Annotated in this window: 21 protein-coding genes, 1 rRNA gene and 1 riboswitch; of the genes, 12 read left to right on the top strand and 10 right to left on the bottom strand. The window is 64.5% G+C overall.

Going from position 1 to position 24,530, the window contains the following annotated elements; genetic code table 11:
* Positions 1-5: 5 nt before the first annotated feature.
* Positions 6-1,494, bottom strand: a 16S ribosomal RNA gene (locus tag AC1VNY_RS10325).
* A gap of 1,009 nt (positions 1,495-2,503) precedes the next feature.
* On the opposite strand from AC1VNY_RS10325, the gene AC1VNY_RS10320 reads away from it, so the two are divergent.
* The 3 genes from AC1VNY_RS10320 (at position 2,504) to AC1VNY_RS10310 (ending at position 5,395) form a co-directional block, all read left to right on the top strand.
* Entirely contained in the window at positions 2,504-4,567 is a 2,064-nt protein-coding gene (locus tag AC1VNY_RS10320) for a peptidoglycan DD-metalloendopeptidase family protein (protein ID WP_482405062.1), read from the top strand.
* Between the two features lie 104 nt (positions 4,568-4,671).
* Positions 4,672-5,034 carry an SPW repeat protein gene (locus AC1VNY_RS10315; protein ID WP_482405061.1) on the top strand — a complete coding sequence of 121 codons (363 nt, stop codon included), beginning with the start codon at positions 4,672-4,674 and terminating at the stop codon, positions 5,032-5,034.
* A gap of 94 nt (positions 5,035-5,128) precedes the next feature.
* Positions 5,129-5,395 (top strand): hypothetical protein, encoded by a 267-nt coding sequence (locus AC1VNY_RS10310; protein WP_038385289.1) that lies wholly within the window; start codon positions 5,129-5,131, stop codon positions 5,393-5,395.
* A 55-nt stretch (positions 5,396-5,450) separates the two neighbouring features.
* Here AC1VNY_RS10310 and clpB read toward each other — a convergent pair whose 3' ends face one another.
* Together clpB and AC1VNY_RS10300 are read right to left on the bottom strand one after the other, a co-directional pair.
* Positions 5,451-8,102 (bottom strand): ATP-dependent chaperone ClpB, encoded by a 2,652-nt coding sequence (gene clpB / locus AC1VNY_RS10305; RefSeq protein ID WP_482405060.1) that lies wholly within the window; start codon positions 8,100-8,102, stop codon positions 5,451-5,453.
* Between the two features lie 191 nt (positions 8,103-8,293).
* A complete protein-coding gene (locus AC1VNY_RS10300) occupies positions 8,294-8,857 on the bottom strand; it encodes a helix-turn-helix domain-containing protein (protein ID WP_482405059.1) in 564 nt (187 codons plus the stop codon).
* Between the two features lie 57 nt (positions 8,858-8,914).
* On the opposite strand from AC1VNY_RS10300, the gene AC1VNY_RS10295 reads away from it, so the two are divergent.
* On the top strand, positions 8,915-9,430 hold the full coding sequence (locus tag AC1VNY_RS10295; RefSeq protein ID WP_482405058.1) for a GNAT family N-acetyltransferase: 516 nt from the start codon (positions 8,915-8,917) through the stop codon (positions 9,428-9,430).
* A 55-nt stretch (positions 9,431-9,485) separates the two neighbouring features.
* A complete protein-coding gene (locus AC1VNY_RS10290) occupies positions 9,486-10,277 on the top strand; it encodes an MOSC domain-containing protein (protein ID WP_482405057.1) in 792 nt (263 codons plus the stop codon).
* Between the two features lie 135 nt (positions 10,278-10,412).
* On the opposite strand, the gene AC1VNY_RS10285 is transcribed toward AC1VNY_RS10290, so the two are convergent.
* Positions 10,413-11,078, bottom strand: a complete 666-nt coding sequence (locus tag AC1VNY_RS10285) for a TIGR02594 family protein (RefSeq protein WP_482405056.1) — start codon at positions 11,076-11,078, stop codon at positions 10,413-10,415.
* Between the two features lie 231 nt (positions 11,079-11,309).
* Between AC1VNY_RS10285 and AC1VNY_RS10280 the strand changes: the two genes are divergently transcribed.
* On the top strand, positions 11,310-12,182 hold the full coding sequence (locus tag AC1VNY_RS10280) for an alpha/beta fold hydrolase (RefSeq protein ID WP_482405055.1): 873 nt from the start codon (positions 11,310-11,312) through the stop codon (positions 12,180-12,182).
* A gap of 91 nt (positions 12,183-12,273) precedes the next feature.
* Here the strand turns inward: AC1VNY_RS10280 and metW are convergent, their stop codons facing one another.
* Together metW and metX are read right to left on the bottom strand one after the other, a co-directional pair.
* Positions 12,274-12,939, bottom strand: a complete 666-nt coding sequence (gene metW, locus AC1VNY_RS10275) for a methionine biosynthesis protein MetW (protein WP_057017864.1) — start codon at positions 12,937-12,939, stop codon at positions 12,274-12,276.
* A complete protein-coding gene (metX, locus tag AC1VNY_RS10270) occupies positions 12,936-14,141 on the bottom strand; it encodes a homoserine O-acetyltransferase MetX (RefSeq protein WP_482405054.1) in 1,206 nt (401 codons plus the stop codon). The genes metW and metX overlap by 4 nt, the downstream gene beginning before the upstream one ends.
* Before the next feature lie 85 nt (positions 14,142-14,226).
* Positions 14,227-14,306, bottom strand: a riboswitch (SAM riboswitch).
* 174 nt (positions 14,307-14,480) lie between these two features.
* Here metX and AC1VNY_RS10265 point away from each other — a divergent pair.
* The 5 genes from AC1VNY_RS10265 (at position 14,481) to AC1VNY_RS10245 (ending at position 19,160) form a co-directional block, all read left to right on the top strand.
* On the top strand, positions 14,481-15,329 hold the full coding sequence (locus AC1VNY_RS10265; protein WP_411779590.1) for a chorismate mutase: 849 nt from the start codon (positions 14,481-14,483) through the stop codon (positions 15,327-15,329).
* Between the two features lie 99 nt (positions 15,330-15,428).
* Positions 15,429-16,526, top strand: coding sequence for a histidinol-phosphate transaminase (gene hisC / locus AC1VNY_RS10260; RefSeq protein ID WP_482405053.1), 1,098 nt, complete (start codon positions 15,429-15,431; stop codon positions 16,524-16,526).
* Positions 16,527-16,530: 4 nt separating this feature from the next.
* Complete coding sequence (locus AC1VNY_RS10255; RefSeq protein ID WP_482405052.1) at positions 16,531-17,463, top strand: prephenate/arogenate dehydrogenase family protein; 933 nt, start codon at positions 16,531-16,533, stop codon at positions 17,461-17,463.
* Positions 17,464-17,553: 90 nt separating this feature from the next.
* Positions 17,554-18,003, top strand: coding sequence for a VOC family protein (locus AC1VNY_RS10250; RefSeq protein WP_482405051.1), 450 nt, complete (start codon positions 17,554-17,556; stop codon positions 18,001-18,003).
* A 305-nt stretch (positions 18,004-18,308) separates the two neighbouring features.
* Complete coding sequence (locus AC1VNY_RS10245) at positions 18,309-19,160, top strand: hypothetical protein (protein WP_482405050.1); 852 nt, start codon at positions 18,309-18,311, stop codon at positions 19,158-19,160.
* Positions 19,161-19,195: 35 nt separating this feature from the next.
* On the opposite strand, the gene AC1VNY_RS10240 is transcribed toward AC1VNY_RS10245, so the two are convergent.
* The 3 genes from AC1VNY_RS10240 to AC1VNY_RS10230 form a co-directional block, all read right to left on the bottom strand.
* On the bottom strand, positions 19,196-20,185 hold the full coding sequence (locus AC1VNY_RS10240; protein WP_482405049.1) for a Bug family tripartite tricarboxylate transporter substrate binding protein: 990 nt from the start codon (positions 20,183-20,185) through the stop codon (positions 19,196-19,198).
* Positions 20,186-20,282: 97 nt separating this feature from the next.
* Entirely contained in the window at positions 20,283-20,792 is a 510-nt protein-coding gene (locus AC1VNY_RS10235) for a hypothetical protein (RefSeq protein ID WP_482405048.1), read from the bottom strand.
* Positions 20,793-21,004: 212 nt separating this feature from the next.
* On the bottom strand, positions 21,005-22,573 hold the full coding sequence (locus AC1VNY_RS10230) for a hypothetical protein (protein ID WP_482405047.1): 1,569 nt from the start codon (positions 22,571-22,573) through the stop codon (positions 21,005-21,007).
* 254 nt (positions 22,574-22,827) lie between these two features.
* Here AC1VNY_RS10230 and AC1VNY_RS10225 point away from each other — a divergent pair, with 254 nt between their 5' ends.
* On the top strand, positions 22,828-23,145 hold the full coding sequence (locus tag AC1VNY_RS10225) for an antibiotic biosynthesis monooxygenase family protein (RefSeq protein ID WP_482405046.1): 318 nt from the start codon (positions 22,828-22,830) through the stop codon (positions 23,143-23,145).
* 41 nt (positions 23,146-23,186) lie between these two features.
* Here the strand turns inward: AC1VNY_RS10225 and AC1VNY_RS10220 are convergent, their stop codons facing one another.
* A complete protein-coding gene (locus AC1VNY_RS10220; RefSeq protein ID WP_482405045.1) occupies positions 23,187-24,374 on the bottom strand; it encodes a DUF2125 domain-containing protein in 1,188 nt (395 codons plus the stop codon).
* Positions 24,375-24,530 lie beyond the last annotated feature (156 nt).

Here is a 24,530-nt window from a genome sequence, read left to right as displayed (position 1 = left end):
CTTAGAAAGGAGGTGATCCAGCCGCAGGTTCCCCTACGGCTACCTTGTTACGACTTCACCCCAGTCGCTGACCCTACCGTGGCCGGCTGCCCCCTTTCGGTTAGCGCACCGTCTTCAGGTAAAACCAACTCCCATGGTGTGACGGGCGGTGTGTACAAGGCCCGGGAACGTATTCACCGTGGCGTGCTGATCCACGATTACTAGCGATTCCAACTTCATGGGCTCGAGTTGCAGAGCCCAATCCGAACTGAGACGGCTTTTTGAGATTTGCGAAGGGTCGCCCCTTAGCATCCCATTGTCACCGCCATTGTAGCACGTGTGTAGCCCAGCCCGTAAGGGCCATGAGGACTTGACGTCATCCCCACCTTCCTCGCGGCTTATCACCGGCAGTCTCCTTAGAGTGCTCAACTAAATGGTAGCAACTAAGGACGGGGGTTGCGCTCGTTGCGGGACTTAACCCAACATCTCACGACACGAGCTGACGACAGCCATGCAGCACCTGTCTCCGGTCCAGCCGAACTGAAGAACTCCATCTCTGGAGTCCGCGACCGGGATGTCAAGGGCTGGTAAGGTTCTGCGCGTTGCGTCGAATTAAACCACATGCTCCACCGCTTGTGCGGGCCCCCGTCAATTCCTTTGAGTTTTAATCTTGCGACCGTACTCCCCAGGCGGAATGCTTAAAGCGTTAGCTGCGCCACTAGTGAGTAAACCCACTAACGGCTGGCATTCATCGTTTACGGCGTGGACTACCAGGGTATCTAATCCTGTTTGCTCCCCACGCTTTCGTGCCTCAGCGTCAGTATCGGGCCAGTGAGCCGCCTTCGCCACTGGTGTTCTTGCGAATATCTACGAATTTCACCTCTACACTCGCAGTTCCACTCACCTCTCCCGAACTCAAGATCTTCAGTATCAAAGGCAGTTCTGGAGTTGAGCTCCAGGATTTCACCCCTGACTTAAAGACCCGCCTACGCACCCTTTACGCCCAGTGATTCCGAGCAACGCTAGCCCCCTTCGTATTACCGCGGCTGCTGGCACGAAGTTAGCCGGGGCTTATTCTTGCGGTACCGTCATTATCTTCCCGCACAAAAGAGCTTTACAACCCTAGGGCCTTCATCACTCACGCGGCATGGCTGGATCAGGCTTGCGCCCATTGTCCAATATTCCCCACTGCTGCCTCCCGTAGGAGTTTGGGCCGTGTCTCAGTCCCAATGTGGCTGATCATCCTCTCAGACCAGCTACTGATCGTCGCCTTGGTGAGCCATTACCTCACCAACTAGCTAATCAGACGCGGGCCGATCTTTCGGCGATAAATCTTTCCCCGTAAGGGCTTATCCGGTATTAGCTGAAGTTTCCCTCAGTTGTTCCGAACCAAAAGGTACGTTCCCACGCGTTACTCACCCGTCTGCCGCTGACATATTGCTATGCCCGCTCGACTTGCATGTGTTAAGCCTGCCGCCAGCGTTCGCTCTGAGCCAGGATCAAACTCTCAAGTTGGACTTGAAACCTTGAACCGGCTGATCACAACGTTTGACGAGGTCCCACCATTCTTCACCGGCCGAAACCGGCGAGCTGCTGACGATTCACATCGTGTGCAGCGATGGTGTAACCTTTAAAACGTGTACCGCCGAAGTCTTTCGTCCACCCTCAGAAAGTCGAAAGCCGAAGCTTTCAAGTATTCCGAGAGACGCAAGGACTCCGCCGTCCACGTTTCTCTTTCTTCATCTTCACTTGTCAAACAGCCCGGGATCCGATGACCCCACACCCTTAGAGGGTGGTTCTACCCTTCACCGGCCGACGGTGAACTCCAACCGATTTATGTCGGCTGTTGTGTCACTCATCGAAGTGAGGAGCATCAGTGGCGCGTTCGCTCGCCTTGGTCAGTGACCCGGCGGCGCCGCGCTCAGTGGTTGGTTTATAGTCCGCCCCCCTCGGGATTGTCAACGGCCATTGTCAACAAATCGTCGCACGCCCAAATCGCTTGTGCAGTGCGAAGAAATTCTCGTGCTTTCCGTGGCTTAGGTCGGAGGTAAAAATTCGTCGCCCAGCCCTTGCCGCAAAAAACTTTAAAAAAAGTTCGACGCCGGGGAGCCCGCGAGGCCCTCCAAAATGGGTTCCAACCGCCCCCGGGCCGGGCGGCGGGCATCGACCTGCGTTCAGGGCAGCTTTTCCACCTCAAATGCCGCACTTGAGCCACAATCCTGCGACGTTCTGGCTATAACGAATGCATTGAACCGCTCGTAACCTGTGGGGGCTGGGGCGGTTTTTCTGGGGGACCAGGCGATTTTCTCCAAGAATCCGTCGCCTCTTCCCTTCGCGGCCGAGCAACATCGAGAGATCTGCACACCATTGACGTTCGAGATCGCGGCTAGCTAATGGCCATCGGCTTCTCGAATTCGATGCGTGTGGCTCGCCACACTGCCGAGATCCCTCTTCACGGGATCAAGGTGGGGACAAGGACGAGCAGAGGTCGATCGCAGTTGCTGGAATTTGGGGGGATGCAGGGTTGAGCCAACGGGCGTCACGCGGAAGCGGCATTGGGCGCGAGACCGGGATGATCGATCTCGGTCACGAACCGCCGCTTTCGGTCGACGGCACCGAGGCTGCGGTGATCGATCGCCGCCGTGTCTCCGTTCAGTGGTTCAGCGGCACTATTTTGACTGGACTATGTGGCGCGGCCCTGATCGGCGGGGCCGTTTTTGCGTCGCTCGATGGCGAGATGACCTTCGCCAAGGTGCCGGAGCGCGTCGAAGGCGCGCTGCGCGGCGCCTTCAACGGCAATGATCGCGTCGTCAGCCTGCACAAGGGCGACCGCCTGCCGCCGCCCAGCGAATCCTCCGCTTCCCGCAGCCTGGTGCGCGTGTCGACCGTGACCCGCGTCGGCAATCGCGACGTGATGCGGGTGCGGCCCTTCATCCGAATTTCCGGCAATCTCTCGATGACCACGAGCGATCTGTCGGCCAAAATACCGGCATTCAACGCGCAGCGTCTGCTGACCGATGTCGGCTCCGACACGCCGGCGGCGGCCGAGGATCCGAATGCCGCGGCCGAGCCCGACGCCGAGGTCTCGTTCGTCACCAAGGATCTCGGCTCCGTGCTGCCGAAGGCCAAGCTCGCCGCCGTCGTCGCGCTCGACGACGTGCTGATGCGGGTCCGCGACGCCGCCAACTGGCGCGGCTCCGGCGGCTCGGTGCGCTACGCTTCTCTCGCCAATGCCGCGGCTGACGCGAGTGGCGCCGGCCCCGACATGAGGATGGCCTACGCCACCGAGGGCAACACCTCCGATCCCTATGCCGGCTTCGAGACCCGCGTGGTGCCGGAGAACGTCACCCTGCTGCCGAAGACCAAAGAGCAGGTCACCGGTGGCAATCCGGTCGGTGAACGGGTTCACCTCGTCAAGAAGGGCGACAGCATCACCTCGATCCTGCGCGATCAGGGCGCAACGCCCGACGAGGCGAAGGCGATCGCCGCAACGCTCGGTCCGCGCGGCCGCGAGGGCGGCCTGAAGGAAGGCCAGAAGGTACGAATCCTGATGGCGCCGGCCGCTCCCGGACCGAATGTCAGGCTGCAGCCCTATCGCGTGATCGTCGCCAACGAATCGGTCATCGAGGCCGTCGCCGCGCTGTCCGATCTCGGCAAATACGTCGCCGTCGACGTGCAGAGCATGAACACCGTCACCGAGACCGCCGACAATTCCAGCGACGATGACGAGGATGATGGCAGCGGCGTGCGGCTCTATCAGAGCATTTACGAGACCGCGCTGCGCAACAAGGTGCCGCCGACCGTCATCGAAGACATGGTCAAGATCTACTCCTACGACGTCGATTTCCAGCGCAAGGTACAGCCCGGCGACTCGTTCGACGTGTTCTTTGCCGGCGAGGACGAGGGCGTCACCAGCACCGAAAAGACCGAAGTGCTCTACGCCGCGCTGACCGTGGGCGGCGAAACCAAGAAATACTACCGATTCCAGAGCTCGGACGACGGCCTCGTCGACTACTATGACGAGACCGGCAAGAGCGCGAAGAAGTTCCTGGTGCGCAAGCCGGTCAACAACGCGATCATGCGTTCGGGCTTCGGCGGCCGCCGCCACCCGATCCTCGGCTATGTGAAGATGCACACCGGCGTCGACTGGGCCACCGCCTACGGCACGCCGATCTTCGCGTCCGGCAACGGCGTGCTCGAGAAGGTCGGATACGAGGGCGGTTACGGCAAATATATCCGCATGAAGCATGCCAATGGCTATGAGACGGCCTACGGCCACATGTCGGCCTTCGCCAAGGGCATGGAGATCGGCAAGAAGGTGCGGCAGGGCCAGGTGATCGGCTTCGTCGGCTCGACCGGCCAGTCGACCGGCCCGCACGTCCACTACGAAATCCTGGTCAACGGCCGATTCGTCGACCCGATGCGCGTGAAGCTGCCGCGCGGCCGTTCGCTCGAAGGCCCGATGCTGGCGAACTTCGAGAAGGAGCGCGACCGGATCGAGGCCCAGATGTCCAGCCGCGGCAGCTCGCGAATCGTCTCGGACGCCACCAGTTCCACGTCGCAGACCCGCTCCATCACCAACCGCTGATGATGCGATAGGGCGCCAGTTCCATCAGATTTCGCCCGTGAGATAGGAACCCGAACGGCGACCATCCAGTTGATTCGTCAGTGAAACCTCCAATGGAGGGTGTCATGGAGAACTGGACGAACGCAAAACTGTGCGATGTCGCTAACCTGATCCTCGGCGCGCTTCTCTTCCTATCGCCGTGGCTGTTCAAGTTCGACGCCGGAACGATTTCCACCAACGCCTACATCGTCGGCCTCGCGATGGCGGCCCTCGCGATCGCCGCGCTCGCGGCATTCGCGGTCTGGGAGGAGTGGCTGAACCTCATCGTCGGGCTTTGGGCGCTGGTCTCGCCCTGGGTCCTGGGTTTCCAGGGAATGACCACCGCGACGACCGTGCACGTGGTGATCGGCATCGCCGTCGCGGTCCTTGCGGCGATCGAGCTCTGGGCGATGTCCCAGCATCCGCCTCGGCTCACGACGCACAGCTGAGGCCTTGAACTGATCCATCCCTACCCGCTGGCGCGGATAGCCGGCGGGGAGGGTTTGGTCGCGCTCAACGAAGATATGCACAAGGATTTGCACCATGACCCAGCTCACCCGCGACGATGTGCTGAAGGCCGTCGGCCACACCGACGACGTCACGATTGCCAGGATCATTGCGTCGGGAGCAACCATCACCGAGCTTGCCGAGGCGCAGGCCTGGCTCGCCAATGACGAACCGCTGATCAATGCCGGCAGGCCGCTGGCCACCGGCCGTGCCCGCGAACTGGTCGATATCCTTTCCGAGCTCGAGTCCGCCGAGGACGACGAGCCCGCCAGCCCTTCGCCGCCGATCGTCCCGCAGGAGTGATTCGCAAATGAATATCCTCCCCGCGACCTGCGGGGAGGATTCTGGTGTTGCGCCGTCAGTTCAGCTTGCGCTTCGAGACCGGAGCCTCGAACTGCACGATCTCGGCGGTCTTGGGCACCTGACCGTTGAAGGTCAGCACGTTGCCCTTCTCCGAGATCACCACGTGATCGCCGTCCTTGACCTCGCCGGCGAGGATCATCTCGGCCAGCGGATCCTGCACGCTGCGCTGGATCACCCGCTTCAGCGGGCGGGCGCCGTAAGCGGGATCCCAGCCCTTCTCGGCGAGCCAGTCCCGCGCCTTGGCGTCCAGCGTGAGCTCAATCTTGCGATCCTCGAGCAGCTTGGTCAGCCGCGCGAACTGGATCTCGACGATACGGCCCATCTCGCTCTTCTGCAGGCGGTGGAACAGGATGATCTCGTCGATGCGGTTCAGGAATTCCGGCCTGAAATGCGCCCGCACGACGCCCATCACCTGATCGCGGACCGCCGCAGTGTCCTCGCCTTCCGGCTGATTCACCAGGAATTCCGAACCGAGATTCGAGGTCATGATGATCAGCGTGTTGCGGAAGTCGACGGTGCGGCCCTGACCATCGGTCAGGCGGCCGTCGTCGAGCACCTGCAGCAGCACGTTGAAGACGTCGGGATGCGCCTTCTCGATCTCGTCGAACAGCACGACCTGGTAGGGTCGGCGCCGCACGGCTTCGGTCAGTGCACCACCCTCGTCGTAGCCGACATAGCCGGGAGGCGCGCCAATCAGTCGCGAGACCGAGTGCTTCTCCATGAACTCGGACATGTCGAGGCGGACCATCGCGGTCTCGTCGTTGAACAGGTCAGCGGCGAGCGCCTTGGTCAGCTCGGTCTTGCCGACGCCGGTGGGGCCTAAGAACATGAACGAGCCGGTCGGCCGGTTCGGATCCTGCAGGCCCGCGCGGGCACGGCGCACGGCGGTTGCCACCGCACGCACGGCTTCGGCCTGGCCGACGACGCGCCTGGCGAGGCTATCCTCCATTTTCAGGAGCTTGTCCTTTTCGCCCTCGAGCATCTTGTCGACCGGCACGCCGGTCCAGCGCGAGACGACCTGCGCGATGTGGTTGGCGGTGACCGCCTCCTCCATCATCTCGCCGCCGTTCGGCTTGCTGTTTTCTTGCGCCTCGATATCGGCGAGCTTCTTTTCCAGCTCGGGAATCCGGCCATAGGCCAGCTCGCCCGCCTTCTGGAATTCGCCGCGACGCTGCGCATTGGCCAGCTCGACGCGGAGCGCATCGAGTTCGCTCTTCAGCTTCTGGGCATTGGAGAGCTTGTTCTTCTCCGCGCTCCAACGCGCCGTCAGCGCCGTCGATCGCTCCTCTAACCCGGCGAGCTCCTTCTCCAGGGTCTGCAAGCGGCTCTTGGAGCCGGCATCGTTCTCCTTCTTCAGCGCCTCCTGCTCGATCTTCAGCCGGATGATGTCGCGATCCAGCGAATCGAGCTCTTCCGGCTTGGAATCGACCTGCATCTTCAGCCGCGCTGCTGCCTCGTCCATCAGGTCGATGGCCTTGTCGGGCAGGAAGCGGTCGGTGATGTAGCGGTTCGACAGCGTGGTCGCGGCCACCAGCGCGGAATCGGTGATGCGCACGCCGTGATGCTGCTCGTACTTGTCCTTCAGGCCGCGCAGGATCGAGATGGTGTCCTCGACCGTCGGCTCGCTGACATAGATCGGCTGGAACCGGCGGGCCAGCGCGGCATCCTTCTCGACATGCTTGCGGTACTCGTCGAGCGTGGTCGCACCGATACAGTGCAGCTCGCCGCGCGCGAGCGCCGGCTTCAACAGGTTGGACGCGTCCATCGCGCCGTCGGTCTTGCCGGCGCCGATCAGCGTGTGCATCTCGTCGATGAACAGGATGATGCCGCCCTCGGCGGTCGAGACCTCCTGCAGCACGGACTTCAGCCGCTCCTCGAACTCGCCGCGATATTTCGCGCCGGCGATCAGGGCGCCCATGTCGAGCGACAGCAGCTTCTTGTCCTTCAGGCTCTCCGGCACGTCGCCGTTGAGGATGCGCAGCGCCAGGCCCTCGACGATGGCGGTCTTGCCGACGCCGGGCTCACCGATCAGGACGGGATTGTTCTTGGTCCGCCGCGACAGCACCTGGATGGTACGGCGGATCTCCTCGTCGCGGCCGATCACCGGGTCGAGCTTGCCGTCACGCGCAGCCTGGGTCAGGTCGCGGGCATATTTCTTCAGCGCGTCGTACGCGTTCTCGGCGGTCGCACTATCAGCGGTGCGGCCCTTGCGCAGCGCTTCGATCGCCGCGTTCAGGTTCTGCGCCGTGACGCCGCCCTTGCTCAGGATGGAGGCGGCCTCGCTGCCCTTCTCGAGCGTGAGCCCGAGCAGCAGCCGCTCGACGGTGACAAAACTGTCGCCGGCCTTGTCGGCGGCCTTTTCCGCCGCATCGAAGGCACGCGCCAGCTCCGGTGACAGGTAGACCTGCCCGGCACCATTGCCCGAGACCTTCGGCAGCTTGTTCAGCGCCTCTTCGGTCGCTTTCAGGATTGCTCTGGAATTACCGCCAGCACGGTCGATCAGACCGCCGGCGAGTCCCTCATTGTCGTCCAGCAGCACCTTCAACAGATGCAACGGCGAGAACTGCTGGTGACCGTCGCGCATTGCGAGCGATTGGGCAGACTGGATGAATCCGCGCGCGCGCTCGGTGTACTTCTCAATGTTCATTCGTTTTCCCTCGGCCTGCCATCGTCACCCATTCAGGCATGACAACGGCATCTTCATTGGGTTTCCGCGGGCCGCGTTGACGTTTCTCAACCAGCCTCTGGTCGTCGCCATCATTTTTCAGGCTTGCCGCAGATGTGGGCACTTGGTTCCAAAACGGAAGAGCGGCAATCTGCGATTTCGCCCGATGAAGCTCAGCGCCGCACGATGGCGACAAGGTAGCGGCAAGGCTGAGCCGTTTCGTTACGGAAGACGATGTCCGACGGCGGACCAAGCTCGACGCGGTCACCCGCAGCGAGCTCGTGGCGCTCCGCCCCTTCCATCAAAGTGAGGCGGCCGCTGATCACCCACACCACCTCGCGGACCAGGTGATAGGCGCTGGCGGGGAAGCCGGCTTCCTGCCTTGCAGGCAGCTCGATCTCCACCAGCTCCAGCGGATTGGCCGGATGCAGGAACACCTGCCGCCGCAGATAGGCCGCCTTCGGATCGCGCCAAACCGGCTGATCCTTGGCCCGCTGCAGGCGGGAATTGGGTGAGGCAACCTCGAACAGCGCGGCCATGGTGAGACCATAGGCGGTGGCGATCCGCGACAGCGTCGCCGCCGTCGGGCTTGCCTCCGCCCGCTCGATCTTGCTCAGCATGGCCTTGGACACGCCTGCCCGTCCGGCGAGATCCGCCAGCGACCAGCCGCGGCCCTCCCGTTCGGCGCGAACCCGCCGCCCGAGAGCCTCATCGGCCTTGTCCTCTATAATTGACATACCGTCTTATATAGTAGACGATGGGGTCCGTTCAAGAGGCCCGTCAAGGAACCACCGATGATTATCCGCCCCGCCACCGAGCAGGACATCCCTGCGATTACCGCGATCTTCAACGAGGCGGTCGCCAACTCGAATGCGATCTGGACGGAGAAGCAGGATTCCGACGCCGAGCGGCTGGCCTGGATGAACGCGCGGCAGGCGCTCGGCTATCCGGTGCTGGTGGCCGTCGAGGGGACGACGGTGCTCGGCTACGGCACATTCGGCGACTTCCGGACCTTCCCAGGCTACCGCTACAGCGTCGAGCACAGCGTCTATATCCATGCCGATCATCGCGGCCGCGGCCTCGGCCGGATCATCGTCGACGAACTGATCGCCGCGGCCACGGCGCTCGGCAAGCACGTCATGATCGCGGGCATCGACGGCGGCAATCCGGCCTCGCTGCGGCTGCACGCGCAGGCCGGCTTCGTCGAGGTCGCCCGGATGCCGGAGGTCGGACGCAAGTTCGGCCACTGGCTCGATCTCGTGTTCATGCAGCGCCTGCTGGACGCTCCTGGAGCGGCGCGCGCCGACTAGTACCTTCCCGCGGCTGGCAGTTCTCCTCGCCCGCCAAACAGGCTAGAGCGAGCGGATGGACAACGCACAGCCCTCCTCCGCCAGGATCACCGGCATCTACCGCTACCCCGTCAAGGGCCTCACGCCCGAGTCGCTGCCGCACGCAGAGCTCAAGGCCGGCGAGACGATCCGCTCCGATCGCCGCTATGCGATCGAGAACGGCCCGAGCGGCTTCGATCCCTCGGCGCCGAAGTGGCTGCCGAAGCCGCATTTCCTGATGCTGCAGCGGGACGAGTGGCTGGCGCCGCTGCGCGCCCAGTTCGACGATGACAGCCACGTGCTGACGCTGCGCCGGGATGGCGCGATGGTGGCCCAGGGCGACCTCGAGACCGCGAAAGGCCGCGCGGCCATCGAGCGCTATTTCGCCGACCGTCACACCGGCCAGATCAAGGGACCGCCCAAGGTGCTGGTCAGCCCGGGCCACAGTTTCTCCGACGTGCCGCGCAAGGTGGTCTCGATCATCAATCTGGCGAGCCTGCGGGCGATCGAGGAGATGGTGCAGGCGCCGGTCCATCCGCTGCGCTTCCGCGCCAATCTCTATGTCGAGGGCTGGCCGGCCTGGCATGAAGCCAGCCTGCTCGACCAGACCATCGCGATCGGCAGCGCGCGGGCCAGGGTGGTGAAGCGCATCACCCGCTGCGCCGCGGTCAATGTCGATCCCGATACCGGCGCGCGCGACCTCTCGGTGCCGAACACGCTGATGCAGCGCTTCGGCAACAATGAATGCGGCATCTATGCCGAGATCATCAGCGATGGCGGCGCCGCCGTCGGCGACACGATTGCCGTCGAGCAGCCGGCGCCGGTGTAGATCGCTCTCGTAGGATGGGTAGAGCGCAGTGAAACCCATCACTTCCGCACCGAGGTGTAGGCGGTGGGTTTCGCTGAGTTTATCATCGGGCCGCGCGTTGCGCGGACCCGTTGGCTCTACCCACCCTGCTCCGAGTCAGTTCGTCGGCATCACATAGGCGTAGATCCGGCCGCGCGAGACCGACGTCTCGCGGACGCGGTGGCCGCTGTTGCCCGAGATCATGGTCGGATTGCCCTTGGCATCGACGCCGGTAATGATGCCGACATGACCCCCGCCGCGGCGGCTCATCACGGCGATGGCGCCGACCTGCGGTCCCGAAACGCGCGTGCCGTATTTGGCGAACGAGCTCGCCATGTCGGAGCCGGTGCCGCGATGGCCGGTGTGCTGCAGCACCATGTTCATGAAGCGTGCGCACCACAGGCTGGAGCGGTCGGTCGGATTGCCGCCGAGATAGCGGCGCGCCTCGGCCACGATGCCGGACGAGCCGAAGCCACCTGCCGCGCTGACGCCGCCGGTGTTGGGCACGGGGTCAGCGCTGCCGGGCAACGGCGCTGCGTTGGTTTCGACGATCCCGCCCGGCTGCGCGAGCGCGCGGCGCTCGGCGCGCGACAACCGCGCGGTGTGCCGATAGTGATGGCGGGCATAATGACGCGCGTGATGGCCGGCATGGGCCGAATGCGCGTGACGTGAGTGGTGCGGACGGGCGGATGCCGGAGCGGCGGAGATCACGGCGAGAGTGAGCGAACACAGAGCCAGCGCCAAAACACGAAGCGACCGGCGACACGCAAGCAACTGAACCATACTTCACTAGATCCTCTGTAACGCCCCCCAACTCCCCGTCGCGTTCCCGGGGGAACGCGACGGTGGTTTTGAAAATCGGGATGGCGCGAGGAAGATTTCATGCGGCGCAGCGGGAACAATTTCTGGGTCATTCCGCGATGAATCGATGACGAGAAAGGAACCGGAACTGCCGCATTGCAGCCTTGAAAATTAACTGCAAATCTGGAGGCGGCCAACGAGAGGAGAATTTCAATGCCCTACGCCACGACGAAAGATCATGTCCGCCTCCATTTCGAAGAGGCCGGCAGCGGAACCCCGATCATCTTCCTGCACGAGTTTGCCGCTGATCACACCAATTGGGAGCCGCAGATGCGCTACTTCGCGCGCGGCCACCGCTGCATCGCCTATTCGGCGCGCGGCTACACGCCGTCGGACGTGCCGCCGAGCGCCGACGTCTACACCTACCAGCACTTCTATACCGACGCGCTCGCGGTGCTCGACCATCTCGGCATCGCCAAAGCGCATTTCGTCGGGCTCTCGATGGGCTCCTATTCGTCGTTGCAGATCGCCCTCAACGCGCCGGAGCGCGCGCTGTCAATGACGCTGGCCGCGGTCGGCTCCGGCTCGAGCCTCGAGAATCTCGATGCCTTCCGCGCGCAGTGCCGTGCCAATGCCGAGCAATATGAGAGCATCGGCGCGGTCGAGGTCGCCAAGGTGACGCGCGAAGCGCCGAGCCGGATTCCGTTCCTGGTCAAGGATCCGCGCGGCCACGCCGATTTCTACGCCGCGCTCGCCCGCCACGACGCCAGGGGCTCGGCCAACACGATGCGCAGCTTCCAGGGCGGCAGGCCCTCGATCTACACCATGACCGACGCGATCAAGCGCGCCGCGACGCCGGCGCTGATCCTGTGCGGCGACGAGGACGACAATTGCATCGCGCCCAGCATGTTCCTGAAGCAGCATCTGCCGGCCGCCGGGCTTTCCTTCTTCCCGAAGTCGGGTCACGTGCTCAACCTCGAGGAGCCGGCGCTGTTCAACGAGATGGTGGAGCGCTTCATCGCGCTGGTCGAGGCCGGCCGCTGGCCGGTACGCGATCCGCGGTCGCTGGTGGCGGCGCCGGTGTAGTCCTGTCATTCCGGGGCGATGCGCAGCATCGAACCCGGAATCTCGAGATTCCGGGTTCACGCTTCGCGTGCCCCGGAATGACGCCATGACGTCACTTCCCCTGCCCACCCCGGCTGAGCAGGAACACGCCCTGCTCGCCGAACATGTTCCACACCCACCACGGCAGGTTGAGCGGCACCGGGCGGCCGTAGAGATCGAGCGCAACCGCGCGCTCCATCTTGACGTTGATCTCCTCGCAGAGCTGCACGAAATCCTTGATGGTGCAGAAATGGATGTTCGAGGTGTCGTACCAGCTCGCCGGCAAATTCTCCGTGCGCGGCATGTGGCCGCCGATCAGAAGCTGCAGCCGCATCTTCCAGAACCCGAAATTCGGGAACGAGACGATGGCGCGCTGGCCGATCCGCAGCAGATTTTCCAGCACCACCTTGGGCTGCCGCGTCGCCTGCAAGGTCTGCGACAGGATCACGTAGTCGAACGCATCGTCGGGATAGTTGACGAGGTCGGTGTCGGCATCGCCCTGCACCACGGCGAGCCCCTTGGCGACGCAGCCATTGACGCCCTCGCGCGACAGCTCGATGCCGCGGCCGTCGATGCCGCGGCTCTCCAACAGCTGCAGCAATTCGCCATCGCCGCAGCCGACGTCGAGCACGCGCGAGCCCGGCCGCACCATGTCGGCGACCAGCAGATGATCGGTGCGATAGCCGCCGGTCCGCTCCGGCGCGATGCCCGGCAAGGGCAATGTCTGCTGCATGCTCATGACTGGCCGTCGTCCTTCAATCCGCGCGCCTTGCCTGCGGCCAGCAGGAAGGCGCGGGAGATCTCGAGGAATTCGGGCACGTCGAGCAGGAAGGCGTCGTGCCCCCTGTCGGTCTCGATCTCGGCGAACGACACCCGCGCGCTCGACGCGTTCAGCGCATGCACCAGCGCGCGCGATTCCGAGGTCGGAAACAGCCAGTCGCTGGTGAACGACACCACGCAGAACCGCGTCTGGATGCCGGTGAACGCCTTCGCCAGCACGCCGTTGTGGTCGGCGGCGATGTCGAAATAGTCCATCGCGCGGGTCAGATAGAGATAGGAGTTGGCATCGAAGCGCTCGACAAAGGACGAGCCCTGGTAGCGCAGATAGCTCTCGACCTGGAAATCCGCATCGAACGAGAAGGTCGGCAGCTCGCGGTCCTGCATCCGCCGTCCGAACTTGCGGTGCAGCGCGGCGTCCGAGAGATAGGTGATGTGCGCGGCCATCCGCGCCACGGCCAATCCGCGGTGCGGATGGGTGTCCTCGTCGACATAGCGGCCGCCGCGCCAGTCCGGATCGGCCATCACGGCCTGGCGGCCGAGCTCGTGGAACGCGATGTTCTGCGCCGAGTGGCGCGTCGAGCAGGCGATCGCGAGCGTCGAGAACACGCGCTCCGGATAGGCCGCGGTCCATTGCAGCACCTGCATGCCGCCCATCGAGCCGCCGACCACGCAGAACAGCGTCGTGATGCCGAGACGATCGATCAGCATCGCCTGCGCGCGCACCATGTCGGGGATGGTGATGATCGGGAAATCGAGTCCCCACACCTTGCCGGTCGCGGGGTTCAGCGACGCAGGGCCGGTCGAGCCCATGCAGCCGCCGATCACATTGGAGCAGATGATGAAGTATTTATCGGGATCGATCGGCCGGCCGATGCCGACCATGGTCTCCCACCAGCCGGGCTTGCCGGTGACGGGATGGATGTTGTTGACGTGCTGATCGCCGGTCAGCGCGTGGCAGACCAGGATCGCGTTGGAGTGGTCGGCATTGAGCTCGCCATAGGTCTGGTAGGCGATCTGGAACGGTGCGAGATCGACGCCGCAATCGAGCTTGAGCGGCTGGTCCATCCCGAACTTCGCCACCAGTGACGACGGATGGTCGGCCTCATGGGCGCGATCATCGCTCGGGGTTTGTGGGCTCGGTATCGGACGCACGTTGCTCATCTAGGCGACCCTGCCTCCGCGCGGGAGGGCTCGACGGACCTCAGGCCAATAAAAAACCCGGCCTGAACAAAGGTTCGGCCGGGAGCTGATAAGGTCCCCGGCCTGTTTAGCGAGTTGTTTAACGTGGCTGCAAGCCGGCCGGCTCAAATGACCACGGGACGCAGGGAACGTAGTCCCCGCGCCCCCCGCCGTCAAGACAGCCCTGCCCACGGCCAATTGGTTAACCGAATGCGCAACGCACGCCTGCGACGTTTCTCTTTGCTTTCGCTGCCCGTCTTTCCTAATCAGGGACCCTGTCCGACGCGGCAACGGGCCGCCCCGACGACAAGGTTTGAGAGCATGTCCAACCCACCCCCGTCGCCGCCCTCGCTGCAGGAGCTGCGCAAGGAGATCGATGCGATCGACGAGCAGGTTCACCGCCTGTTGATGGCGCGCGGCGACATCATCGACCGCCTGATCCAGGTCAAGAAGACCCAGGAGGTCGGCTCCGCATTCCGCCCGGCGCGCGAGGCCAGCATGATGCGCGAACTGGTGCGGCGTCATCGCGGCATCCTGCCGCTCGACACCATCGAGAGCATCTGGCGCGTCATCATCTCGACCTTCACCTACGTGCAGGCGCCGTTCGCGGTGCATGCCGATGTTTCGGTCGGCGAGTCGGCCATGCGCGACTCGGCGCGGTTTCACTTCGGCTTCGTGGTGCCCTATGTGTCGCATTTCAGCGCACAGGCCGCGGTCGAGGCGGTGGCGAAGTCGAAGGGCGACCTCGCGCTGGTCTCCGCGATCGCGAGCCGCACGCCGTGGTGGAATGCGCTCGAGGCCAGTGGCGCGCCGAAGATCATCGCGCGGTTGCCGTTCCTCGAACGCGCCGACCATCCCGCCGCGTTGCCGGTGTTCGTGATCTCGCGGGTCGCCGACGACGCCATGGTCACCGAAGTGCAGACCTGGAGCGTGCGCGTCTCCGGCTGGAACGCCGATGTCGCCCGCGCGCTTGCCCCGCTCGCCGAGATCGTCGCGGTCCCCGACACCGCCTTCGACGGCGCGGCGCTCCTGGTCTCGGTCACCGGCCACGATTTCGAGGCCATCAAGCTCGCCTTGATCAAGGCCGGCGCCTCGGTCCGCTCGTCGGCCCTCGTCGGCAGCCACGCAACGCGCTATACGGTGCCCTCTAACGGATCGGCCAGGACCTGAAGCAAGAGCCAGCCGCCCGTCCAGACTTTTGTTTTGACGCGTTTTCTTCACGCGAACCGGTATCCACTTCGCTCGAAAACGCTCTGTTCGGAGTTGATGATGTCCCGCCCTGTGCCGAACCCCGGCATCCTCGATATTGCGCCCTACACGCCCGGCAAGAGCCCGGTGCCGGAACCGGGCCGCAAGGTGTTCAAGCTGTCCGCCAACGAGACGCCGTTCGGGCCGTCTCCGAAGGCGATCGCGGCCTACAAGGCCGCGGCTGACCATCTCGAGGACTATCCGGAGGGCACCTCGCGCGTGCTGCGCGAGGCGATCGGCCGCGCCTACGGGCTCGATCCCGACCGCATCATCTGCGGCGCCGGCTCCGACGAGATCCTCAATCTCTTGGCGCACACCTATCTCGCCCCCGGCGACGAGGCGATCTCGACCACCCACGGCTTCCTGGTCTACCCGATCGCCACCATGGCGAACGGCGCCAGGAACGTGATCGCGGCCGAGACCAATTTCACCGCCGACGTCGACGCCATCCTCAAGGTGGTGACGCCGAAGACCAAGCTGGTCTGGCTCGCCAACCCGAACAATCCGACCGGCACCTACATCCCGTTCGACGAGGTCAAGCGGCTGCGCGCCGCGCTGCCGTCGCACGTGCTGCTGGTGCTCGACGCCGCCTATGCCGACTACGTCTCGCGCAACGATTACGAACTCGGCATCGAGCTGGTCGCGACCACGGACAACACGGTGGTGACGCACACCTTCTCGAAGATCCACGGCCTTGCGGCGCTGCGGATCGGCTGGATGTTCGGGCCGGCGCATATCGTCGATGCCTGCAACCGCATCCGCGGTCCGTTCAACGTCACGACGCCGGCGATGCTGGCGGCGGTGGCGGCGATCGAGGACACGGCGCATGTGCAGATGTCGCGGACCCACACCGAACAATGGCGCAACTGGCTGACCGAGGAGATCGGCAAGCTCGGGCTGAAGGTGACGCCGAGCGTCGCCAATTTCGTGCTGATCCATTTCCCGACCGACAAGGGCAAGACCGCGCCGGAAGCCGACGCCTATCTCACGCGGCGCGGCCTCGTGCTGCGCGCACTCAACAATTACAAGCTGCCGCATGCGCTGCGCATGACCATTGGCACCGAGGAGGCCAACCGCCTCGTGGTCGAGGGGCTGCGCGACTTCCTGGCCGGAAAGTGACATCGTGACCACCGCCCCGCTCTTCAAACGCATCGCGCTGATCGGCTTCGGCCTGATCGGCGGCTCGATCGCGCGCGGCGCGCGCGCGCAAGGGCTGGTCGGCGAGATCGTGACCACCGCGCGCTCGGAGAAGACGCGTGCGCGCGTCGCCGAGCTCGGCATCGTCGATCGCGTCGTCGAGACCAATATCGAGGCGGTGAAGGATGCCGACCTCGTCATCCTCTGCATCCCGGTCGGCGCCTGCGGCCCGGTCGCCGCCGAGATCGCGCCGCATCTGAAGCCCGGCGCCATCATCTCCGACGTCGGCTCGGTGAAGGGCGCCGTCGTCAAGGACATGGCGCCGCATCTGCCTGACGGCGTCCACTTCGTCCCGGCGCATCCGGTGGCCGGCACCGAGCATTCGGGGCCGGATTCCGGCTTCGCCGAGCTGTTCATCAACCGCTGGTGCATCCTCACGCCGCCCGAAGGCACCGATCCCGCGGCGACCGACCGATTGCGCGCGTTCTGGGCCGCGCTCGGCGCCAAGGTCGAGATCATGACGCCGGACCATCATGACCTCGTGCTCGCGATCACCAGCCATCTGCCACATCTGATCGCCTACACCATCGTCGGCACCGCCGACGAGCTGGCGCAGGTGACGGAATCCGAGGTCATCAAATTCTCCGCCGGCGGCTTCCGCGACTTCACCCGCATCGCGGCCTCGGACCCGACGATGTGGCGCGACGTATTCCTCGCCAACAAGGACGCCGTGCTCGAGATGCTCGGCACCTTCAACGAGGATCTGTCGAAGCTGACCCGCGCGATCCGGCGCGGCGACGGCGAAGCGCTGTTCGACCACTTCACCCGCACCCGCGCCATCCGCCGCGGCATCGTCGAGACCGGCCAAGATTCCGCCGCGCCCGACTTCGGCCGGCCGCATGCGAATTTGAAGACGTAGGCGGGGCTCGGTCCGACTACCGGCGGACGGAGCGAGCTGGTAGCCTCCAGCAGGAAAGCCGGCGCGTCGCTGATGACAGGGAGCGATCAGATGATACTCAGTCCGGATCATGTGACGATCGCAGTGGCAGATGCCGGCCCGGCGATCGCGTTCTTCGCACTGCTTGGCTTCAGGAAGACCCACGTCGCGACCATCGACGGCGGCGTTCCCGCCCGGTACATGGGCATGCCGGCCATGAGAGCGCAGCACATCACGCTCGCACTCGAAGGAGCGGATTTCGAGATCCAGCTGCTCCAGTTCGACCCGCCCCCAGGAACCGATCCGGGGGTGCACCCGACCAATCTGCGAAAGCTGGGCTTCAATCACCTCGCCTTCCGCGTCGACGACATCGAGGCGGCCACCGCGCACCTGGTGGCCAACGGTGTCACCATGCTGAGCGACGAGATGGACTACATCAGCCGGAAGCTCCGGCTGTTCGAGGGTCCCGAGGGCATCACCTTCGAGTTGGTGGAGCGGGACGCCTCAGACCCTGCTGGCTAGGGCCTTTTGCATTGCCCCAGGGACAACTCCCAAGGCTGCGATGTCAGCTTGTGGTCTGCTGCGATGTCAGCTTGTGGTCTAAAGCGCGCATCCGGCGGCGCGGAATGACGTCGGCTGTTGACCCAAGCGGACCTGACCTCCGGCTAGCCCGGGCCGGCACCTCGCCCCATTATCACGAGACCTCGGGCGCGCTATCATCCCGCCATTCTTTGGACAAGACTGAAGCGAGTGCTGGGGGCTGATCGCCCCTGACGGATAGCCGAGTCGGTACTCTTGGGTGACATTGGACGGAAAGGGATACGTCAATGAACTCCACACCCACTCCGAATCCAGCTGGATCGAACGATAGCCTGAGCGCGCGGGCCGACGAAAGACTCGCGGAAGCCCAAAAGCAGATTGCGCGCGCCGATGAAGAACTCACGCGCTTGAGTGAACAGCTCGCAAGAATGGAGCGCGATGCCGCGTCCCGCCCTTCGACGCAGCCAAACCCGCCCTCGGTCGAACCTAGCCCTGTTTCTTCCGGGCCGAGCCCCTCTTCTTCCGGACCTGCCTCGCAATCGCGACCCGGAAGACCGATATTCCGGGCCCTCACCGCCTTGTCGGTGGCAGCATGTATCGTTGTCGCTGCCCTGGCTTTGCAGTCGTCATATGGTGGGGAAGCCAAGCTGCTTGTCGCCCGTTGGGCGCCGCAGCTCGTTTCAACTCCAGCATTGCCGCCGGATGATCCGCAGCCTCCGGCGCAGCCCGCTCCACCGGCCGTTCAGGTCGCCGCGGCAGACGCCGCTCCGCCCCAAGCGACGCCGTTGCCTCAGACCGCACCACCGCAGGAGGCCGCGCCGACAGCCAACACAGCCCTTCCCGATCAGACGCAGCTGCTGCAAACGATCGCACGCGACCTCGCGAATGTTGAGCGAAATATCGAGCAACTAAAGGCGAACCAGCAACAGATGGCCCGCGAGAACTCCAAAGCCATTGAGGAACTCAAGGCGAGCCAGGAAGAAATGAAACGGGCACTCGCGAAGGTTTCCGAGCCGAAGGCGTTACCGCCTCCGACGCAGCCGGCTCCGGCCGCGCGCAAGCCCGAGCGGACGTCGATCCCGCCATACGCAAGAGCGCGGCCTCGAATCCCAAGGGAGTGGTTCTACGACGAATGGTGACCGTCGATGCAGCCATCCTTCAGTTCCGGATCGCTTCAAGCCGGCGGCAGGCCGAGTGACTGCGCGGCCTCCATCCAGGCCGGCAATTCGCGCTGATACAGCGCATTGCTGTCCTTGAAGCCGATCGCGGGCTCCAGCACGAAGGTCGCGAGCACCTCCTTGACCTTCGGATCGCTATTGGCGGCGACGCAAATCTCCGACAGCCGATCGACGATCGGCTGCGGCGTCGCCTTCGGCAATGCCCAACCCGAGAAGCCGCTCACGGTGAAGAATTTTGACGTCGCGCCCTGCTCGGGCAGCGTCCTGGTCTCGGGGATCGCGTCGACCTTCTTCGAGTGAACTCCGAAGACGACGCCCCGGTTGCTCTGCAGCACGGTTTGCGCGGCGGTGTAGCTGCCCATCGCGACATCGAGCGTGCCTTCCGCAAGCCCGGTCCACATCGGCGCCTCGCCGCGATAATGGATCGGCTCGATGGTGAGGCCATACTGCTTGTTGAGCTCGTTGATCGTCATGTGCGGCGCGGAGCCCGCGCTGTAGGTGCCGAAATTCACCTTGCCGCTGCTGCGCGCATAGGCGACGAATTCCGCCAGTGTCTTGACGCCCAATTTCGGGCTCGCGACCAGCAGCAGCCCGGCGCCCGGGATCACGCTGACCAGCGTCAGATCCTTGTCCATGTCGTAGCCGGGGTTCTTCATCATCGCGCGGTTCATCACGTAAGTGGTCGAGATCGAGCACAGGATGGTGTGACCGTCAGGCGCGGCGCGCGCCACCTCGGCGGCGCCGATCGAGCCCGAGGCGCCCGCCTTGTTCTCGATGACGACGGTTTGCCCAACTTGCCTTGCGATGAATTCGCCGAAGGCCCGTGCCAAAAGATCAGTCTGCCCGCCGGCGGGGTAGCTGCAGATCATGCGGATTTGCCGCGAAGGCCACGCGGCCTGCGCCGAGGCTCCGCGTGACAGGAAGGGCATCGCGGCGGCCGCAGCTCCGGCAGCGATGACGTGACGGCGGCTGAATGTCGCTGGCATTGAAGTCCCTCCCCGATTTTTTTGTGAGGGTATCGCATCGGCCGATCGCAGCTACGGGACAGATTGGCGCAGCAGGGCTGCAGGTCTGCGACCGTGCTCACCGCCGCAACCGCTGATCCCGGATCGGCCCCGCCGATATCGCGGCGGTCTTCTGCGCCGGCCGCTGACGGCCGACGAGGCCGGCGGTCGCCAGCATGATGCCGCCACCGAACCACCAGGAGCCGATCACGAACTCCCAGGCGCGCGGCGGAATCTCGTCGAACACGATGCCGTAGACCGACACCAGCGCAGCCAGCGCGGCGAGGAAGATGCCGCCCGCGCTCATAAGCTCGACGGCATCGATGCGCCCCGTGCCGCGCATCGCGGGCTTGGGAATATCGATGCCGAGATAGAAGCCGGCGGCGCCGATCACGATCGTCGTTGCGATGAAGATCACCGTGCCGAAGACAGCGACATGGCCCTTGGCGAGCTGGGCGGCGACAAAGGTGCCGGCCATGGCACCGGCCATCGCCAGGCCGGTTCGCTGCAGCACATGCGCGGCGCGGCTGACCATCATCAATTCGCGCGCAATCACGGCCCTCTGCTTCGGTCTGGTCACGATCCTCATTTGTAGCCTCCCTTTCCAGAAGCGGCATCGGTTTTGGCCGCATCGGAATCAATGTCCACCGCGCGCGAAGCCATCCTGGTCACTACCGACTTCCCCTCATCCTGAGGAGCCCGCGCTTGCGGGCGTCTCGAAGGATGCAGGCCATGGACCGGGCCTCATGGTTCGAGACGCGCTTCGCGCTCCTCACCATGAGGATCTTGCGACACGGAGGACTAGAACGGGTAATAGCGGATCTGGGTCATGACGATATGGTCGTCGGTCTTCGGCGCGCCGCCGACACCCTGGAAGGCGAAGCGCTGGGTGTAGGAATATTGCGCGCCGGCCTTGATGGTGCCGTAGGAGCCCTTGAAGATCGTGTCGTAGAAGCCCGCGGTGTACTGCCTCACCTCCGAAGTGTTGCCGTTACAGGTCGCGGCCGGCGAGTTCTCGATGTTGCAGCCGAGGTTGTTGTAGAGCGGATTGCCGTAGCCGAACGGCACCGTGCCGACATTGGAGAAGGTCGCCTTGGTCTTTTCGAGCCCGGCATAGGCGTAGAGATCGAGCGACGGCGTCGTGTGCCAGACCGAGCCGACCAGGAAGGCCGTGATCGGCAGCGGCTGGATCGAGCCGTCCTGGCGCACGGTCGCATCCGGGAATGGCGTTGCGGTGAAGCGGCCGAGCGCACCGTAAGAGGCGGAAGCCTGCACCTCGAGCAGCTTCGGCACGATCTCGGCCGAGAGATGGCCGCCGAAGCTCACCGTGTTGACGTCGTGATTGGCGAAATTGAAGCGATCATAGAAGTCGCGGTAGAGCGCCCACGCCTCGACATGCAGCTTGTAGGGCCCGAGCCGCGGATCCCACGCGCCCTTCACTGTGAGATCCGGAACGTGGTTGAGGCTGACATTGTTCAGGCTGTTGAAGAAGCTGCCGCCCGGACCGGTGAGATTGACCAGCAGGTTCGGATTGAGCACGCCCTGCGGGCCGACAGCCGGCGTGCCGACCAGCGGGTTGTTGCCGCCGAAAAAGGATGTCTGCGGATTCTCCGCCGAGACCGCGAGCTTGAACTCGGGCCCGATGTCCTGCCAGACCCGAACGCCCGGTTGACGCGCGCCGAGGAAGCCCGGCACCAGTTCGAAATCGATCACGCCCGGCGTATCGGCGCCTCGCGGATCGATGCCCGCCTTGCTCGGCGTGTTCAGCGACCATGATTGGCCGGCGAGGACATGCAAGCCGAGATCGCTGCGGTCGATCTCGATGCTGGCCTGCCGCAGCCGCGGATTGAACGAATTGGTCGCGACCGAATTGGCGGTCTGGGCCGCGCCCTCGAAATCGAGCTCGCCATAGCCGGCGACGTGGACGTTCTCCGTGGCGTTGGCTTCGGCGAGCACCGAGAAGCGGGTCTGGCGCGCGGTGAAGCGCGACTCGCCGGTGTTGTAGTTCTTGCTCTGCGGGAACGGGATGAAGTTGTAGACCGAGCCCGAGTCCGAGGCGAGGTTGCGGCTGCGATAGATGCCGGTGAGATCGACCCAGCCGCCGAAGGTGAAGGTGACGCCCTTGTAGCAGAGCTTGCCCGAAGCGCAGGGATCGAACGGCACCGGCGCCTTCGCCGTCATCTGCGCGTTCTGAATTGCGCTCTGTCTTGCGGCCAGCGCCTCCTCCTTGCGCGCCTGCGTCTCCATTTTCTGCTCGAGCTGCTTGAGCCGTGCCTTCAACGCACGCAGCTCGGACGCATCGTCCTCCGCCAACGCCGGACCTGCCGACAGCAGCATGCTGCCGAGCAGAATTCCCCCGAGAATTCGCATCGCTTCTCCTCCACACGAGGTTGCTTCCTCAGGCGAAAGGGAGCGGTACTCGCGGAGTGATATTCGCGCCGGGGCGCATTATTCCGGTCACGTTTTTCTCATCGGGGCGGCGGGAATAGATTGCCGCGACCGACGATATCGCGCGCGAGGAACGCCCTGGGTGGAGGCGTAACAACACCGGTCGCGATTTCGAATTGTGTTGGGGCGATTGTTTTCAACCTGCCACGGACATTGGATCGACGGAGGACTGCAGCATGATCGGTGAAGTCATTGTCGTTGGTGACTTGAAGCTACGGGAGAACGTCCCGCTCGACGAATACAACCGGCTGGGCGAACGCATGTACGACATTGTCAGCCGCCTTCCGGGATTCCTTTCGGTCAAATCGTTCAAGGCGGAGGATGGAGAGGAGCTCACCTTGTTTCGCTTTGCTTCGGAGGAGGCGCTCGAAGCCTGGCGCAATCACCCCGACCATGTCGAAACCATGAGGCGAGGACATGCCGAGTTCTACGCCAGCGGCTTCCTGCAGATCTGCAAGGTGATCCGCGAGGTCGGCCCGTTTGAGCACGCCTGACAGTGCGCGGGCGAGTTCGCGTCGGCGCAATCCGCCGCGGTTCAGAACAGCGGCGGAATCTGCGCGACTTTCAGCGGCCCCAGGAACACCGCGCCGTCGGCGAAGCGCAGCGGGAAGCTGCGCGCCTTCTTGCCTTCGAGCGTGGCCTCGGTGCCGAGCGAATTGATGCCGGCGGAAATGCCGGCATTGGCGTTCTGCTTGATCACCTTGCCGAGGCCGGGGATGGCGCGATCCAGCGCGCCGAACAGATTGCTGAGGTCCTGGCTCTTCACGCCCGGCGCGACGCGATCGAGCGTCGACTGCGGCACGCCTTCCTCCAGCATCTTGTCGATGCCGAGCGCGGGGATGACGCGCTCGAGGCCGGCGACCGTCATCTGCAATTCGCCCTCGATGCGGCCCTGCGCGTTGAGGCGCAGCGTGCCGGCCGCAACCGACAGCACATCGCCCTGCTCGATCCGCGACTGCTGGATTTCGACGCTGCCGCCGGCGGCCTGGATCTCGCGGAAGCGATCCGGCCACGGCTTCGGCGAGAAATCCTTGAGGCCGTTGAGCCGCGCATGGATGTCGGCGTTGAACGGCTGGGCGAGCAGCGGATGCACGTCCTGCAAGGTGCCGCCGGCAATCTGCAGCACGGTCTCGATCGCGGGACTGTCCGGCGCCGAGCCGTCGACCTGCCTGCCGTGCAGTTCGATGTGATTGACCCGCGCCAGCGGCGCCGGCGCCGCGCCGCCGGTGCGGTCGATGGCGAGATCGTCGAACACCAGCGAGGCGCGCTGCGGCACCGCCGGCAGGCCGACGACGCTGCTGCGTCCCTTGCTCCAGTTCACCGACAGCGTCGGCTGCGCGCCGCGCTCGGCGATCGTGGCCGGGCCCTTGAATTCGGCGATCACGAGCTTGGGATCGTAGACCTGCGCCACGACCAGAATCTCGGCAAGCCGCGCCACGAACGCCATCTGCGGCGAGGCGGTCTGCGAGACCAGCATCACGCTCGGATCGGTGCAGCGGACCTCGAACCGGAACGGGTAACCCGCCACCGAACGGTCGCCGCAATCATAGACCCGGCCGGCCTTCGCCTCCTGCGCGCGCCAGGCATCGGCCTGCACGCCGACCTGCGAGGCGGCGAAGAACCAGAAGGCGCTCCACGCGACCGCGGCGATCAGGACCGCGACGGGGACGGCATAAAGGCCGAAGCGCGAGCGGCGGCGGGGGGCGGAGGTCTGATCCGACATGCAGGTCCTTTGGCGGGCGAATTTGTCAAAATCTAAGCGGCCGCGAGCCTTGAACAAGCCCCGAGCAACCCTTGAGCGAGCCTCCAGCAAGCCTTGAGCAAGCCTTGGAAACATCACGGAATCTGCTTCGCTTCGACGGCCCGTTCTGCTAGCCCA

The organism is Bradyrhizobium ferriligni, from assembly GCF_056837965.1.
The sequence above is the reverse complement of the archived record's forward strand: the minus strand, read 5'-3'. Positions and strand labels throughout refer to the sequence as shown.

Excerpts from the sequence above, each read along its gene's own strand:
- AC1VNY_RS10315 (WP_482405061.1), top strand. The coding sequence starts at position 4,672 with ATGGAGAACTGGACGAACGCAAAACTGTGCGATGTCGCTAACCTGATC.
- AC1VNY_RS10310 (WP_038385289.1), top strand. The coding sequence starts at position 5,129 with ATGACCCAGCTCACCCGCGACGATGTGCTGAAGGCCGTCGGCCACACC.
- clpB (WP_482405060.1), bottom strand. The coding sequence starts at position 8,102 with ATGAACATTGAGAAGTACACCGAGCGCGCGCGCGGATTCATCCAGTCT.
- AC1VNY_RS10300 (WP_482405059.1), bottom strand. The coding sequence starts at position 8,857 with ATGTCAATTATAGAGGACAAGGCCGATGAGGCTCTCGGGCGGCGGGTT.
- AC1VNY_RS10295 (WP_482405058.1), top strand. The coding sequence starts at position 8,915 with ATGATTATCCGCCCCGCCACCGAGCAGGACATCCCTGCGATTACCGCG.
- AC1VNY_RS10290 (WP_482405057.1), top strand. The coding sequence starts at position 9,486 with ATGGACAACGCACAGCCCTCCTCCGCCAGGATCACCGGCATCTACCGC.
- AC1VNY_RS10285 (WP_482405056.1), bottom strand. The coding sequence starts at position 11,078 with ATGGTTCAGTTGCTTGCGTGTCGCCGGTCGCTTCGTGTTTTGGCGCTG.
- AC1VNY_RS10280 (WP_482405055.1), top strand. The coding sequence starts at position 11,310 with ATGCCCTACGCCACGACGAAAGATCATGTCCGCCTCCATTTCGAAGAG.
- metW (WP_057017864.1), bottom strand. The coding sequence starts at position 12,939 with ATGAGCATGCAGCAGACATTGCCCTTGCCGGGCATCGCGCCGGAGCGG.
- metX (WP_482405054.1), bottom strand. The coding sequence starts at position 14,141 with ATGAGCAACGTGCGTCCGATACCGAGCCCACAAACCCCGAGCGATGAT.
- AC1VNY_RS10265 (WP_411779590.1), top strand. The coding sequence starts at position 14,481 with ATGTCCAACCCACCCCCGTCGCCGCCCTCGCTGCAGGAGCTGCGCAAG.
- hisC (WP_482405053.1), top strand. The coding sequence starts at position 15,429 with ATGTCCCGCCCTGTGCCGAACCCCGGCATCCTCGATATTGCGCCCTAC.
- AC1VNY_RS10250 (WP_482405051.1), top strand. The coding sequence starts at position 17,554 with ATGATACTCAGTCCGGATCATGTGACGATCGCAGTGGCAGATGCCGGC.
- AC1VNY_RS10245 (WP_482405050.1), top strand. The coding sequence starts at position 18,309 with ATGAACTCCACACCCACTCCGAATCCAGCTGGATCGAACGATAGCCTG.
- AC1VNY_RS10240 (WP_482405049.1), bottom strand. The coding sequence starts at position 20,185 with ATGCCAGCGACATTCAGCCGCCGTCACGTCATCGCTGCCGGAGCTGCG.
- AC1VNY_RS10235 (WP_482405048.1), bottom strand. The coding sequence starts at position 20,792 with ATGAGGATCGTGACCAGACCGAAGCAGAGGGCCGTGATTGCGCGCGAA.
- AC1VNY_RS10230 (WP_482405047.1), bottom strand. The coding sequence starts at position 22,573 with ATGCGAATTCTCGGGGGAATTCTGCTCGGCAGCATGCTGCTGTCGGCA.
- AC1VNY_RS10225 (WP_482405046.1), top strand. The coding sequence starts at position 22,828 with ATGATCGGTGAAGTCATTGTCGTTGGTGACTTGAAGCTACGGGAGAAC.
- AC1VNY_RS10220 (WP_482405045.1), bottom strand. The coding sequence starts at position 24,374 with ATGTCGGATCAGACCTCCGCCCCCCGCCGCCGCTCGCGCTTCGGCCTT.